Origin of the sequence: Bradyrhizobium sp. 62B (assembly GCF_030272265.2) — a bacterium.
In the GTDB taxonomy this organism is placed as follows: Bacteria; Pseudomonadota; Alphaproteobacteria; order Rhizobiales; family Xanthobacteraceae; genus Bradyrhizobium.
Genome location: NZ_CP092841.2, coordinates 2,717,294 through 2,731,310, shown reverse-complemented (window position 1 = coordinate 2,731,310; position 14,017 = coordinate 2,717,294). Strand labels below are relative to the sequence as shown.

The 14,017-nt window shown below is 68.8% G+C and carries 14 protein-coding genes and 1 riboswitch; of the genes, 2 read left to right on the top strand and 12 right to left on the bottom strand.

Features of this window, described 5'->3' with window-relative positions; translation table 11 throughout:
- Positions 1-15: 15 nt before the first annotated feature.
- Genes cobA through cbiE form a run of 5 tightly spaced genes read right to left on the bottom strand, consistent with a single transcriptional unit; the run spans position 16 to position 4,379 of the window.
- Entirely contained in the window at positions 16-747 is a 732-nt protein-coding gene (gene cobA, locus ML401_RS12720) for a uroporphyrinogen-III C-methyltransferase (RefSeq protein WP_211418264.1), read from the bottom strand.
- Positions 744-2,054, bottom strand: coding sequence for a cobyrinate a,c-diamide synthase (locus tag ML401_RS12715; protein ID WP_285812136.1), 1,311 nt, complete (start codon positions 2,052-2,054; stop codon positions 744-746). The genes cobA and ML401_RS12715 overlap by 4 nt, the downstream gene beginning before the upstream one ends.
- A complete protein-coding gene (gene cobM, locus ML401_RS12710; protein ID WP_259205571.1) occupies positions 2,054-2,836 on the bottom strand; it encodes a precorrin-4 C(11)-methyltransferase in 783 nt (260 codons plus the stop codon). Before cobM ends, ML401_RS12715 begins: the two co-directional genes overlap by 1 nt.
- Complete coding sequence (locus tag ML401_RS12705) at positions 2,833-3,201, bottom strand: cobalamin biosynthesis protein (protein ID WP_259205570.1); 369 nt, start codon at positions 3,199-3,201, stop codon at positions 2,833-2,835. Before ML401_RS12705 ends, cobM begins: the two co-directional genes overlap by 4 nt.
- Positions 3,198-4,379: a precorrin-6y C5,15-methyltransferase (decarboxylating) subunit CbiE gene (gene cbiE / locus ML401_RS12700; protein WP_285812135.1), complete on the bottom strand. Its 1,182-nt coding sequence runs from the start codon at positions 4,377-4,379 to the stop codon at positions 3,198-3,200. Before cbiE ends, ML401_RS12705 begins: the two co-directional genes overlap by 4 nt.
- Here cbiE and ML401_RS12695 point away from each other — a divergent pair.
- On the top strand, positions 4,378-5,124 hold the full coding sequence (locus ML401_RS12695; protein ID WP_285812134.1) for a cobalt-precorrin-6A reductase: 747 nt from the start codon (positions 4,378-4,380) through the stop codon (positions 5,122-5,124). The two genes, cbiE and ML401_RS12695, sit on opposite strands and share 2 nt — an antisense overlap.
- Here the strand turns inward: ML401_RS12695 and cobJ are convergent.
- The 7 genes from cobJ to ML401_RS12660 are packed head-to-tail and all read right to left on the bottom strand — an operon-like array spanning position 5,100 to position 13,022.
- Positions 5,100-5,834: a precorrin-3B C(17)-methyltransferase gene (gene cobJ, locus ML401_RS12690; RefSeq protein ID WP_285812133.1), complete on the bottom strand. Its 735-nt coding sequence runs from the start codon at positions 5,832-5,834 to the stop codon at positions 5,100-5,102. The two genes, ML401_RS12695 and cobJ, sit on opposite strands and share 25 nt — an antisense overlap.
- Positions 5,831-6,562 carry a precorrin-2 C(20)-methyltransferase gene (locus ML401_RS12685; RefSeq protein ID WP_259205563.1) on the bottom strand — a complete coding sequence of 244 codons (732 nt, stop codon included), beginning with the start codon at positions 6,560-6,562 and terminating at the stop codon, positions 5,831-5,833. The genes cobJ and ML401_RS12685 overlap by 4 nt, the downstream gene beginning before the upstream one ends.
- Before the next feature lie 2 nt (positions 6,563-6,564).
- Positions 6,565-7,194 carry a precorrin-8X methylmutase gene (locus ML401_RS12680; RefSeq protein ID WP_259205562.1) on the bottom strand — a complete coding sequence of 210 codons (630 nt, stop codon included), beginning with the start codon at positions 7,192-7,194 and terminating at the stop codon, positions 6,565-6,567.
- Entirely contained in the window at positions 7,194-8,357 is a 1,164-nt protein-coding gene (cobG, locus tag ML401_RS12675) for a precorrin-3B synthase (protein WP_285812131.1), read from the bottom strand. Before cobG ends, ML401_RS12680 begins: the two co-directional genes overlap by 1 nt.
- Positions 8,354-11,602 (bottom strand): cobaltochelatase subunit CobN, encoded by a 3,249-nt coding sequence (gene cobN, locus ML401_RS12670; protein ID WP_285812130.1) that lies wholly within the window; start codon positions 11,600-11,602, stop codon positions 8,354-8,356. Before cobN ends, cobG begins: the two co-directional genes overlap by 4 nt.
- Positions 11,602-12,651 carry a cobalamin biosynthesis protein CobW gene (gene cobW, locus ML401_RS12665; RefSeq protein WP_211418275.1) on the bottom strand — a complete coding sequence of 350 codons (1,050 nt, stop codon included), beginning with the start codon at positions 12,649-12,651 and terminating at the stop codon, positions 11,602-11,604. The genes cobN and cobW overlap by 1 nt, the downstream gene beginning before the upstream one ends.
- Positions 12,648-13,022, bottom strand: coding sequence for a DUF1636 domain-containing protein (locus ML401_RS12660; RefSeq protein ID WP_212066989.1), 375 nt, complete (start codon positions 13,020-13,022; stop codon positions 12,648-12,650). Before ML401_RS12660 ends, cobW begins: the two co-directional genes overlap by 4 nt.
- A gap of 93 nt (positions 13,023-13,115) precedes the next feature.
- Positions 13,116-13,336, bottom strand: a riboswitch (cobalamin riboswitch).
- A gap of 40 nt (positions 13,337-13,376) precedes the next feature.
- Between ML401_RS12660 and cobO the strand changes: the two genes are divergently transcribed.
- Positions 13,377-14,012, top strand: a complete 636-nt coding sequence (cobO, locus tag ML401_RS12655; RefSeq protein WP_285812129.1) for a cob(I)yrinic acid a,c-diamide adenosyltransferase — start codon at positions 13,377-13,379, stop codon at positions 14,010-14,012.
- Positions 14,013-14,017 lie beyond the last annotated feature (5 nt).

Here is a 14,017-nt window from a genome sequence, read left to right as displayed (position 1 = left end):
GGGCGGCCGCGGCCGTCACGACGGATAATCCCCCGCCAGCGCGCCGAACAGGATCACGGCGGCGGTGGAAGCGGCGCCGCCGCGGGCAAGCTGCTCGGCAAGCTCGGCAATGGTGGTGCGGACCAGCCGCTCGTCGGAACGGCCGAGGGATTCGGCGACCAGCGCCGGCGTATCCGCGGCAAGCCCATGCGCGATCAATTTTGCGGCAAGCGCCGGAAAGGTGCGTCGGCCCATATAGACCACGGTCGTCGCTTCAGGATCGGCCAGCGCCGCCCAATTCAGGTTGGGCGGCAGCTCGCCGGTGACGTCCGCGCCGGTGATGAACTGCACCCGGCGCGAGGTGTGGCGCCTTGTCAGGGGAATGCCGGCCTGGGCCGCGGCGGCGCAAGCCGAGGTGACGCCGGGAACGATCTCATAGCCGATGCCGGCTTCGCGCAGCGTCTCGATCTCCTCCTCGAGGCGGCCGAATATCCCGGCATCGCCGGACTTCAGCCGCACCACGCGCGCGCCCGTTACGGCATAGTCGACCAGCAGACGGTTGACGTGATGCTGCTTGGTCGAGGGCCGCCCTGCCCGCTTACCGACCGCGACGAGATTGGCTTCGGGCCGGGCGAGATCGAGGATCGCGCCCGAGGCGAGATCGTCATAGAGCACGACGTCGGCCTCGCGCAGCCGCGCGGCGCCCTTGAGCGTGAGCAATTCAGGGTCGCCGGGTCCGGCGGAGATGAAGGAAACGAACCCGCTCACCGGTCCTCCGCGATCAGATGAAAGAACGTGCCGCTGACATGGCCGCGCCGCGAGCCGGTCTCGGCGATGATTGCACCCGTCGCATCATGCACGACCGCGAGCGGCGTGTCAGGCTGGGCGAGAATGGTCGAATAGTGAAACTCATGGCCGCGCAGGCGCGCCCCGGCGCGATGTCCCGGCATCGGCGCGGCGAGCGTCGCGAGGCGATAGCCCAGATGCATGCGGCGTTTGGCAAAGCTGGTCTCGAGGCCAAGCAGGTCTGTCATCTCATGGCGGATCCCGTCCGCGTCGGTCAAAGCGGCTCCCAGCACCATATAGCCCCCGCATTCGCCATGCACGGGCCGCGTTTCGGCGAAGGCGCGCAGGCCCTCGCGAAACCGCGCATTGGCCGCGATCCTGCCGGCATGGAGCTCGGGATAGCCGCCCGGCAGCCAGCACACATCGGCGCTCGCATCAGGCGCTTCATCGGCCAGCGGCGAGAACGGCACGATCTCGGCGCCCGCCGCGCGCCAGGCTTCAAGCATATGCGGATAGACGAAGGAGAACGCGGCATCACGCGCCAACGCAATGCGCTGGCCGGGCGGCACCACGTTCAGGCCATCCGCGGTCGGCCGCGGCGACCATCCGGCTGCGGATCGCAGCACCGCATCGAGATCGACACGCTCGGCGACGAAGCGCGCGGCCTCGTCGATCAGCTTGCCGATCTCGGCCTGCTCTTCGGCCTGCACCAGGCCGAGATGCCGCTTCGGCAGGCTGATCTCGGCATGACGCGGCAGCGCGCCGAACACGGCGATGCCGGCATCATTGAGCGCACGCCGCACCAGATCTTCATGGCGCGGACTGGCGACACGATTGAGCACGACGCCCGCGAGGCGCACACCGGCGCGGTAATCACGCAGGCCTGCGGCGATCGCCGCCGCTGTCTGCGCCTGTCCAGAGGGGTCGATCACCAGCAGCACCGGCCAGCCCAGCATCTCCGCAATGTCGGCGGTAGCACCGGTGCCGCAGACGCCGCGCGCGGCGACGCCGTCGAACAGGCCCATCGAGCCCTCGGCGAGCACGACATCGGCATCCGCGCCGCGGCTGACGAGATGGGCGATCGTTCCGCGGTCCATCGCCCAGCTATCGACATTGACGGAGGCGCGGCCCGTCGCAGCCGCGTGGAAGGCGGGATCGATGTAGTCGGGGCCACTCTTGAAGCACTGCACATTCAGGCCGCGATGGCGCCAGGCGCGTGCGAGCGCCAGCGTCAGCGTGGTCTTGCCGACGCCGGAGGCCGGCGCGGAGATGACAAGGCCCACCGCCATCACGACGCCTCCGGAAAGCGCGGCTCGGCGCCGACGGGCCGATAGCGACGGTCGTAGTCGGCGGCGTAGAGGCGGCTCTCGTCAAAATCCGCAGCGCCAAGCGTCTTGCCGACCAGGATCAGCGCAGTACGCTCCATCTCCGCGCCGACTGCTGCATCGAGCGTGCCGAGCGTCGCGCGCACGATACGCTGGTCCGGCCAGCTCGCGCGCCAGACGATCGCGACCGGACAAATTTCGCCGTAATGCGGCGTGAGCTCGGCGATGACTTGGTCGAGCAGGTGTATCGACAGATGAATCGCGAGCACCGCGCCGGTCGCGGCGAACGCGGCCAGCTTCTCGCCGTCAGGCATTGCACTGGCGCGACCCGGCGTGCGCGTCAGGACGACCGTCTGGGCAAGCCCCGGTAGGGTCAGCTCAGCCTCGAGCGCTGCCGCAGCGGCGGAGAAGGACGGCACGCCCGGCGTGACCGAAAAGGGAATGCCCAGCGCGCGCAGGCGGCGGAGCTGCTCGCCCATCGCCGACCAGATCGAGAGATCGCCGGAATGCAGCCGTGCGACATCCTTGCCCTCGGCATGCGCCGTGGCGATCTCCGCGATGATCTCATCGAGCGACAGCGGCGCGGTGTTGACGATGCGCGCGCCGGGAGGGCAATGCGCAAGCACCCCCTCAGGGATCAGTGAGCCCGCATAGAGACAGACCGGACAGGCCGCGATCAGGTCGCGGCCGCGCAGGGTCAGCAGATCTGGCGCGCCCGGCCCGGCGCCGATGAAATGCACCGTCATGCGCCGTCTCCTTCCGCGATTGCGGCGGTTGCGGCGCGATCCTGCGAGACCGCCCGCGTCGCAATCAGCCGCGCGCGAGGTCCAGCCGCCGCGAGGGCCGCGGCTTCTGCGACCGATCCGGTCCTGAACTTCTCCATCACGAGATCCGACTGGCTCGGCGTTGCGATCCCGGCCAACATCTCAGCCGGAACAGCCTTGATCGGCACACCGCACTCACGCGCGAGCTGCTTTAGCGGCTCCGCGTCGGCCTTGTCGCTGACAGTTGCCATCGCTGCGAGACCTTCGGGACCGCCCGCCGCCCGCAGCGCATCGCGCAGCGAGGCCAGCGTGACATCTCTCCTGAACCCGAAGCCAGCCACTTTCATCGGGTCACACTCCACTGCACCACAGGCCGTGCAGCTTCCCAGGAACGATAGCGGCCGAGCGGCGCGGAATGCGCGATCTCGACCCGCATCAGCTCGCCGCCATGGCCCTGCTGTAGCTCGCCGAGCAGCGCTTCGGTTTCCAGCGTGACCGAATGTGCGACCAGCCGCATTCCAGGCGCGAGGCGCGACCAGACGGCATCGAACATCGCGCGATCGAGACCGCCGCCAATGAAGACGGCATCCGGCGCTTCCAGCTTAGCGAGCGCATCGGGCGCTTTTCCCGTGACGACGCTGATCCGGTGCGCCAGCCCGAACGCGGCGGCATTCTTGCTGATATTCGCGACGCGATCCTCGCGTGCCTCGATGGCGGTCGCCGTCCCGCCGCACAGCGCCCACTCGACCGAGATCGACCCCGATCCCGCGCCAATATCCCACAGCCCTTCGCCCGGACGCGGCGCCAGCGCCGAGAGCGCGAGCGCGCGCACGGGGCGCTTGGTGATCTGGCCGTCGTGGACGAACAGATCGTCCGGTAACCCTGAGCTGCGGGGAATGCCTTGCGTGCCCCTCGCCCACAAGGCCACCGCGACCAGATTTGAGGTCACCTCCTCGGCAAAGAGGTCGACGCGATGCTGGTCCGTATATTCCTGTGGCCCGCCAAGCGCCTCGAGTGTCCACATCAGCGAGGCACCCCATCCGCGATCGGTCAGCCATTTCGCGAGAGCATCAACCGCCGTTGCATCACGCATCAGGCAGATGATGCGCGCGTCTCGCGCCAGATGCGGCACGAGACGCTCGAACGGCGCGGCATGGAGGCCAATGCATATCGTGGTCTCCAGCCGCCAGCCTAAGCGCGCAGCCGCGAGCGAAAACGTCGACGGTCCCGGATGCGCGATCCACTCGTCGCTACCGAGTCTCTCGGCGAGAACAGCGCCTGCGCCATGCCAGAACGGATCGCCGGAAGCGAGCACCACTGTCGGCCGATCGCGGCAGCTCAGCACGACACCGGCATCGAAGGGCGCTGGCCACGCACGGCCGCGACTGCCCACGCCGGCGAGCGCGAGGTGCCGTTCCCCGCCAAAGACGGTTTCGGCATCGGCAAGCGCCTTTCGGCTTGCTTCCGACAGCCCGGCAAGGCCATCTTCGCCGATACCGATGATGGTCAGCCAGGGATCAGCCATGATGCGCGCCCTCATACTGGGCGGGACGGCCGATGCGAGCTCGCTCGCAGCCGAGGTCGCGCGCGCGCGCATCGATGCCGTCTATTCGTACGCCGGTCGCACTCACGTGCCGGCCGATCAGCCGCTGCCGACCCGCATCGGCGGTTTTGGCGGCGTCAGCGGGCTTGCGGGTTACATCCGCGACGAGCGCATCACGCATGTGATCGACGCGACGCATCCATTCGCTGCCGAGATGAGCCGCAACGCGCTCGAAGCTTGCGCGGACACCGGGACGCCGCTGCTCGCGCTGGAGCGCGCGCCCTGGGGCAGCATGTCCGGGGACAATTGGATCGAGGTTGCAGATATCAGTGCCGCCGCCGCCGCGCTGCCCGAGGCGCCCGCGAACGTGTTCCTCGCCATCGGCCGCCAGCATATCGCGCCGTTCGCGATGAAGCCGCAGCATGCCTACACGCTGCGCTTCGTCGATCCGCCGGACGCGGCCCTGCCCTTCGCCGCTGACGTGATCGTGTCGCGCGGACCGTTCACGCTTCACAGCGAGCTCGAGATGCTGCGCGCCCGCGAGATCGCGTGGATCGTCGCCCGCAATTCCGGCGGCGACGGCGCGCGTGCCAAGGTCGACGCGGCCCGCATGCTGGGCCTTCCCGTGGTCATGATCTCGCGGCCGACGCTGCCCGAGCGCCGACGGGTCGAGAGCGTCGCTGAGGTGATGCAGTGGCTCGGTCATTCGACCCGCCTCGGTGCATAGACCCAGCGGCCGACACGGCGAGTCTGCGAATTGCCGACGATCACCAGCGTGCGCATGTCGGCCATCTCCGGCGCCGCTTCGTTCAGCGTCACGGTCACGATCTTCTCGTCGGCCGCGCTGACCGCGCGCGCAAAGATCACGAGGCGCTCGCCGCAGCCGGCCTCCTTCAGCGCCGCCAGCGCGCGGCCAAAGCCCTCGGGCCGGCTCGCCGATCGCGGATTGTACATCGCAATCGAAAAATCGGCTTCCGCTGCGAGGCGCAGGCGCTTTTCGATCACAGGCCAAGGCTTGAGATTATCCGAGAGGTTGATCGCGCAGAAATCATGGCCGAGCGGCGCGCCGGCTCGCGCAGCCGCCGCCAGCATGGCGGTGATCCCCGGCAGCACGCGGATCGGCAGCGCCTGATATTGCGGCGCCTGCTGCAGGGCCTCGAACACGGCCGAGGCCATCGCGAACACGCCGGGATCGCCGGATGACACAACGACGACCTGCCCACCCTCGGACGCAAGCCGCAACGCTTCGCTCGCGCGCTGCAGCTCCTCGCGGTTGTCGGAGGGATGCAGCTTCAGCCCAGCACGCGGCGGCACGCGCGCGACATAGGGCGCGTAGCCGAGAATGTCGGTCGCGGCGGCAAGCGCGGCCGTGACCTCGGGCGTCACCAGGGCATCGCTGCCCGGCCCGAGGCCCGCGATGGTCAGCGTGCCCGTCATTCGGCGGCTTCCAGATGCCGGCCCTTGCCGTGCACCAGCACGATCGCAAAATAAGGACAGTCGGCGGCATCGATCTCCGCCAGCCGCACCACACGCTCGCCCGGCATGGTGCCGCGCTCGACCAGCCAGGCGTCGTCCAGCCGGCCGGCAGATGCGAGCGCGCGGCGCACCTTTGCCAGATTGCGGCCGGTCTTCATCACGACGAGCGCATCGGAATCCCGCATGCGCCGCTCGAGCTCACCTTCGGGAAGCGTGCCCATCAGCACGGTCGTCACATCATCGCCAAGCGCGATCGGCTGTCCGACGCCGTTCCAGCAGCCGACCATGCCGGGAATGCCGGCGATCACCTCGATCTCGACACGCCCCTGCAGGCGCGTGTGCAGATGCATGAAGGAGCCGTAGAAGTAAGGATCGCCCTCGCAGAGCACGACGACGTCGACCGCACGCGAAAGCCGCGCCAGGCGCTCCGCCCATTCGTCGTAGAAACCGGCGAGCAGCTGGACGTATTCCGCACTGTCGAAGGCGATCTCGGTCGTGACAGGGTATTCCATGGGGTATTCGGTGACTTCAGTCGTCAGCATGCCCTCGACGATGCGCCGCGCCTGGCCCGGCCTGCCCTTCTTGCGAAAGTATGCGACGTGCTTCGCAGCCCGCACCGTGCGGTCGGAGCGCACGCTCATCAGATCGGGATCACCGGGGCCGAGACCGCAGCAGATGATGCGTCCCATCGCTATTCGCTCCGGCTCGCCAGCGCGTTGACGGCCGCGACCGTGATCGCGGAGCCGCCGAGGCGGCCTTCGACGGTCAGCGCCGGCGCTGGCGGAGCGGCCATCAGCGCCGCCTTGGACTCGGCTGCACCGACGAAGCCGACCGGGCAGCCGATGATCGCCGCCGGCCGCGGGCAGTCTGTATCCTCCAGCATGTTGAGCAGATGAAACAGCGCCGTCGGCGCATTGCCGATCGCGACGATCGCGCCGTCCAGATGCGGCCGCCACAGCTCGAGTGCCGCGGCCGAGCGGGTGTTGCGCATGGATTGCGCGAGTGCGGGCACGGTCTCATCGCCGAGCGTGCAGATGACGGCATTGGCCGCGGGCAGCCTTGCGCGCGTGATCCCTTCCGAAACCATGCGCGCGTCGCACAGAATCGGCGCGCCTCTCAGCAAGGCGGCGCGCGCGGTCGTCGCCATGCCCGGCGTGAAGCGGATATGCGCTTCCAGGCCGACCATGCCGGCGGCGTGGATCATCCGCACCACGACCTGCTCCTCGTCCGGGGTGAAGCGGGTAAGATCGGCCTCCGCCCGGATGGTGGCGAAGGACTGCCTGTAGATCGCCGCGCCATCGGTCTCGTAAATGTGCGGCATCAGTTCCCTCCGACGAGGATGGAGGGATCGCTGACGATGTCGGCGCCGTTCAGGCCGCGCAGGGCCGGCTCATCGCGGATCGAGCCGTCGCGGACGAGATCGAAGCCGGCGCGCGTCGCAACCAGCGTGACGGCGGCCGTGCCGGAATGGGCGCAGCCCTTGCCGCAGCCGGAGACGTGCAGCCGCGCGTCGGCGGCGATGCGCGGCGCGAGCGCCGCAGCCAGCGCGCGGGTATCGGCATGGGCTTCACGGCAGCGCGGCGCGCCGCTGCAGGCGATGACGCGCAGCGCGGGATCAAAGGGCTCGGTGATGAGGCCTGCCCCGCTCGGCATCTCGCGCTTGCCTTCGCTGAGCACCATCCGCCAGGGCGTCATGCGTAGCGCATGGCCGCAACCGGCGAACTGATGCAGCGTCGTGTGCAGCAGCTGCCCGAACGCGACGCCGACCATCGCGCCTTGCGGATAGTGCCCGGGCCGCGACGCCGCCATCACGGGCGCTGGCTCTGTCTCGCCGCGCAGCGATGGCGGCAACGCCGCGCCGGAGGCGATGTGGGCTGCCATCCGGCCGCGCCCGTCCTTCGCGCCGCCGGAGACCAGGAACCAGCTTGCGAGCGCCAGCGCCGTGCTCACGGCCTCGCCGCGCGCGACGGAGCGGCCGAGCCGCGCGCCGTCGGCCCGCACCAGGAGGCGGCCCGCGCGATCGCGCTCGATGCGGACGTCGGCGGAATCGCCGGCGAGCACCCGCGACCGTCCGTCATCGATGGCGAAGCCGAACTTGGTGGGCAGCGCGAGGCCGCGATCGGCCAGCGCCTCCTCCAGCCCAGCGGCGAGCGACTGGGTTTCGTCACCGCCGCTCCAGAACGGCGTCACCAGAATATTGCGCCGGGCTTCGATCTCGGCGTCGGGGTCGAGCAGCGCGAGTTGCGAAAGGCCGTCGAGTAGCGGCCGGTGGCTTTGCTCGCTGACGCCGCGGATCTGGAGATTGGCGCGGCTCGTCGCATCGATCAGGCCGTTGCCGTGTTGCCCGGCGAGTTCGGCAAGCCCGGTGATCTGTGGCGCTTCAAGCCGCCCCCCGAACGGCCGCACCCGCACCACGAGCCCGTCGCCCGACAGCATCGGGCGCAGCGCGCCGGGACACCAGCCCTTGACCGCAGACGCGCTCATGATGCCTCCCGCAGCGCCGCCGCGATCGAGTTGCGGCGCGTTTGCCACAGCGCCGCATCGTGCAGGCGCGCAAAACAGGTTTCCATCGCGGCAAGCGCCGTAGGATTCTCGCGCGCCATGAAGGCACGGACGTCGTCATGACCAAGCGTCGCGTCGTAATAGAGATCGAACAGATGCGGGGGCACGGCGCCGGCAAGATGCGCGAAGGCGGCCATGTGCTCCAGCGTTGCGGTAATCTCGGCGGCCCCGCGAAAGCCGTGACGCATCATGCCGGCGATCCAGGCCGGATTGGCGGCGCGGGCGCGGACGACGCGCGATATCTCTTCCGTCAGCGTGCGCGCGTGCGGCTGTTCGGGACGCGTCGTGTCGAGATGATAGAGCGATGGCGCTGCCGCGCCGAGATGCACGGCTGCCGCCGCAACCCCGGCTTCATGCGCGGCGTAATCGGCGGCAAGCAGCAGGTCGGTTTCCGGCAGATCCTGAACATGGACAAACGCGTCGGCGGCCGCGAGGCGCTGCTCGATGCCGGCGCGGTCATGCTGCATCTCGCCATCCGCCGAGAACGCCCATGACGAGGCCGACAGCCAGGCTTCGCCGGCAGCCTCGCGCGTCTCCGGCGTGAAGGCATCGGGGATCGCCGACAGGCCGACGCCATATTGTCCGGGCCGCGGCGCGAACACGCGCGAGGCGCGGTGGCGGTATGGATTCTCCTCGCCCTCGTCTTCGCGCGCCGCAAGCGCCGCGGAAGCGGCCTCGAACAATTGCGCAAGGCCTGCGAAGACATCGCGGAACAGGCCCGACACCCGCAGCGTGACGTCGATGCGCGGACGGCCGAGCTCGGCGGGCGCGATGATGTCGTAGCCGGTGACGCGGCCGGAGGCGTGATCCCAGCGCGGCGCGAGGCCGGCCAGATGCAGCGCCATGGCGAACTCCTCGCCCGCAGTGCGCATCGTCGCCGAGCCCCAGAGATCGACGACGAGGCCTTTCGGCCAGTCGCCGTGATCCTGCAAATGGCGCCGCAGCAGCTCCTCGGCGAGTTTGATCCCCTGCGCATGCGCCGACGGCGTCGGCACGGCGCGCGGGTCGACGGCAAAGAGATTGCGCCCGGTCGGCAGCACGTCGGCGCGGCCGCGATAGGGCGAGCCCGACGGCCCCGGCGCGACACGCTGCCCTGCAAGCGCGGCACGTAGCGCATCGCGCTCCGCCTCGCCACAGGCGCCGCGGCCGAACACGTGCAGGCCGTCGCCGAACTGACTTTCCTTGAGATCGCAGACGAAGCGATCGATCCGCGGAATGGCTTCGGCCGGCGCGGTCGAGGCCTCGAGGCCGAGATCGTCCTCGAGGCCCGCCGCACGCGCCTCGTCGCGGATCGCCGCGATCAGCCGCTGGCGGCGCGCGGGATCGAGACCATCGGCGGTCGAATACTCGTCGAGCAGACGTTCGAGCCGGCGCAAGCCTTCCGGCACGGCCGACGTTTCCAGCGGCGGCGGCAGATGGCCGATGGTGACGGCACCGATGCGCCGCTTGGCCTGCGCGGCTTCGCCGGGATCGTTGACGATGAAGGGGTAGATGATCGGGAGATCGCCGATCAGCGCCTCAGGCCAGCACGCAGACGACAGCGCGACGGATTTTCCGGGCAGCCATTCCAGCGTGCCATGCGCGCCCATGTGCACGACGGCATCACAGCCCCGCAGCCGAAGCCAGAGATAGAACGCGACATAGGCATGGCGCGGCGTGCGGGCGAGATCGTGATAGTCGGCATCACGCGCGGCAGCATCGCCACGCTCCGGCTGGACCGCGATGATGGAGCGGCCGCATTGGACCGCGGCGAAGTGGAATGCGCCATTGCGACAACCTGGATCGTTCTCCGGCGCGCCCCAGGCCTGCGCGAGATCGTCCTGCAAGGATTGCGGCAGGCCCGAGAGCGCCGTGCGGTAGTCGGCAACGCTCCACGTCAAAATTTGCGTCAGCAGCGTCTCACCGCGAGCTTGAACCGGCGCGACGTCGAAGCCAGCCTCGGCGAGATCGGACGTCAGGGCCTCGACCGAAGCCAGCGCATCGAGTCCGACCGCATGCGCGATCTGATGCGGCCGCCCCGGATAGTTCGAGAGCACGATCGCCAGCCGCTTCTCGGCGGTTGTCCTCTCCGCGAGGCGCCGCCACGCCGCAACGCGCGCGGCGACGGCCTTCACGCGCTCGTCATCCGGTCGATGCGCCAGATGCGAAAACTGCAAATCCGGATCACGGTCGGCGGCGGATTTGAAGCTCACCACGCCCGCGAACAGCCGGCCGTCGACCTCGGGCAGCACCACATGCATCGCGAGATCGCCGGGCGACAGGCCGCGCAGCGAAGTGGCCCAGTCCTCGCGCCGCGCCGTGGACAGCGCGACCTGGAACACGGGGCACGATGCGGCATCGAACGGCGTCGTGCCGTCGTTGCCGATCGCGGAGAACGCCGTTGCGTTGACGATCGCCGCCGGAGGATTCGTCGCAAGATACGCGCGCAACCAGCCCGCGACACCCGGAGCCTTCAGCGAGGTGACGAACGCGCCGAACGCGTCAAAACCCTTCTCGCGCAGCGCCGCGATCAGCGCATCGACCGGGCCGGTGTCGGCGGCCGTGAGATAGGAGCGATAGAAGGTCACCAGCGCGAGGGGCTTCCCCCCGCCGCCCGCCGGCGCAGCAATGACACCGCGCGCGGGATCGTAGAATCCCATCTCGGGCACGGTCATGTCGCCGACTACAGGCCCGGCATAAAGTCCCGAGGCCAGCGCCAGCTGCGCAATCGCCGCTTGCGCCGCGACCGGGCCGCCGGTGTCGCAGAGCACCTTGAGGCGCCGCAGCGTCGAGACCGGCAAGGTCGAATAGGCATCGAGCCTGACGTCGTCGCGGCCATCGGCCGGCAGCACGGCGAGCACGATGCCGCGATCCTTCGCCAGTTGCTGGAGCGCCGCGAGGCCGTATGGCCAATAGGATTCGCCGCCGATCAGCCGCACCAGAATGCCGCGCGCCTGCGACAGCGTGCGCTCGACATAGGTATCGACCGACAGCGGATGACGCAGCTCGGCGAGGTTGGCGAGCCGCAGCGACGGCAGGCTGCTCCGGCCACGGCGCCAGCCGGCTGCGAAGGCAGCAAGGTCAGAATCCGAATACGAGAGCACCACGAGATCGGCCGGGTCCTGGCCGATGTCTCTTGGCGTCGCGGTCTCCTCGAGACCGCGGCTCTCGCGGAAGACGACGTGCATCAGATGCCAAGCCTTGAAATACCAAGTCCTGCCTTGATGGCGGCCTCATCGATATCGCCATGCTCGCCGATCACGACGAGCTTTGATTGCCGGAGACCCGCGCCCCAGGGCTTATCGAACTGATGGCGCACGCGCTCGCCCACGGCCTGCAGCAACAGGCGCATGGGCTTGCCCGCGACCGCGATGTAGCCCTTGGCGCGCAGCACGTTCTGCTCGCGCGCCAGCTTCTGCACCGAGGCGACCAGCGCGTCGATGTCGGCGACCTCAGGGAGATCGATCACGACGGAGGCAAAATCATCGTGCTCGTGCTCCTCCTCGCCGTCGTGATGCGAGGGACGTGCGGCGAGATCGTTCTCGGCGGCAGCGCCGAGGCCGAGGATCACGCGCGCGTCGATCGCGCCGTCAGTGACGGGCAGCATCGGCACGCGGCGCGGCATCTCGGCGGTGATCACAGCCTTGGCGGCTTCGATCCCGGCGGCGCCCGCAAGGTCGGCCTTGGTCAGCAGCACGATGTCGGCGCAGGCGATCTGGTCCTCGAACACTTCCGACAGCGGCGTCTCGTGGTCGAGATTTTCGTCCGCCGCGCGCTGCGCTTCGACCGCATCAGGATCGGGCGCGAAGCGGCCGGCCGCGACGGCCTCGGCATCGGCCAGCGCGATCACGCCGTCGACCGTGATGCGCGAGCGGATCTCGGGCCAGTCGAACGCCTTCAAAAGTGGCTTCGGCAACGCCAGGCCCGAGGTCTCGATCAGGATGTGATCGGGCCGCACCGGGCGCGCCAAGAGCTGCTCCATGGTCGGAATGAAATCATCAGCGACGGTGCAGCAGATGCAGCCATTGGCGAGTTCGACGATGTTCTCTTCGGGGCAATTGGCGTCGGCGCAGGACTTCAGGATCTCGCCGTCGACGCCCTCGCTGCCGAACTCGTTGACGAGCACGGCGAGCTTCTTGCCATTGGGGTTTGCGAGCAGATGCTGGATCAGCGTCGTCTTGCCGGAGCCGAGGAAACCGGTGACCACCGTCACAGGGACTTTTGCGAGCGAGCTCATTCGGCGGCCTCCGGCACGACGGCGACAGGGGGAATGCGGGCAAGCGACTGCTTGCGGAAGATTTCGGGACGACTGCGCCAGGGCACGAGGCCATCGGGCGCGGCCGCATAGGCCGCAGCGCCTGCGACCACGTCCTGCGCATTCGTCTCGGACAAGCGGCCATAGACATAGGACCAGCGGCCGGGCGCGCTGAGCGCGACCGAGCAGCCCTGGCTGCATGCAGAGAGGCATTCGACGGGAACCACATTGACGCCGTCGGGCACGCCGGCCTCGAGGATCGCACCATGCAGGCGCTTGCCGGGCGTCGTCTCGCCCTCGCCGAGCGTCTCGCCGGCACGGCAGGTGATGCAGACATGAAGTGTGACGGTCATCGCCTCTTCCAGATATCAGCGGGAGGCGATGAGGCACACGGACCATTCTTCAGAAGGGTCCGTTTCCCCGTCGCGGAACACCCCGTCCGCCGGTCCAAAACTCGTCGCGCTGGCAGGTCTCCCGGCTTGCGGAGCAGGGTTTTGCCCTTCGATCCCCGCCTTCCCGATTCCCGTGGGAATCAGTGGCTTCGGGCATCTCTCCGGTCACGGTCGCGGGGGCGGCTGCATTTTGGACCCTAATCTTGCCGATTCGGACCCTATCGCATTCCCTCTTCGCCTGTCATAGGACAGGAACCAACGCCGGGCCACCATTTGCCGGTGGCCGCCTCTTGTCAAGCCGAAGGACCGGGACCCATGACGCCTGAACCGGATACCCAAACAACCGAGGACACCGACGTCAGGCACGCCCAGAAAATGGCGAAGAAGAAGGCCGCCCGCGACAAGATCATGGCGACCAAGAGCGGCGAAAAGGGCCTCATCATCGTCCACACCGGCGCCGGCAAGGGCAAGTCCTCCTCGGCTTTCGGCATGATCGTGCGCTGCGTCGCTCACGGCTTCCCCTGCGCCGTCGTGCAGTTCATCAAGGGCGCCTGGGACACCGGCGAGCGGCGCCTGCTCACCGGCCATTTCGGCGAGCTCTGTCAGTTCCACGCGATGGGCGAAGGCTTCACCTGGGAGACACAGGACCGCGCCCGCGACATCGCCGCCGCGCGCGCCGGCTGGGAGAAGGCCAAGGAGCTGATCCTTGACGAGAGCTTGCGCATGGTCGTGCTCGACGAGATCAACATCGCGCTGCGCTACGACTACCTCGACATCGCCGAGGTGGTGGAGTTCCTGACGACCTCGAAGCCGCCGACGACTCACGTCGTGCTCACCGGGCGCAACGCCAAGGACGAGCTGATCGAGATCGCCGATCTCGTCACCGAGATGACGCTGGTCAAGCACCCCTTCCGCTCCGGCATCAAGGCGCAGGCCGGCGTCGAGTTCTGAAGTCG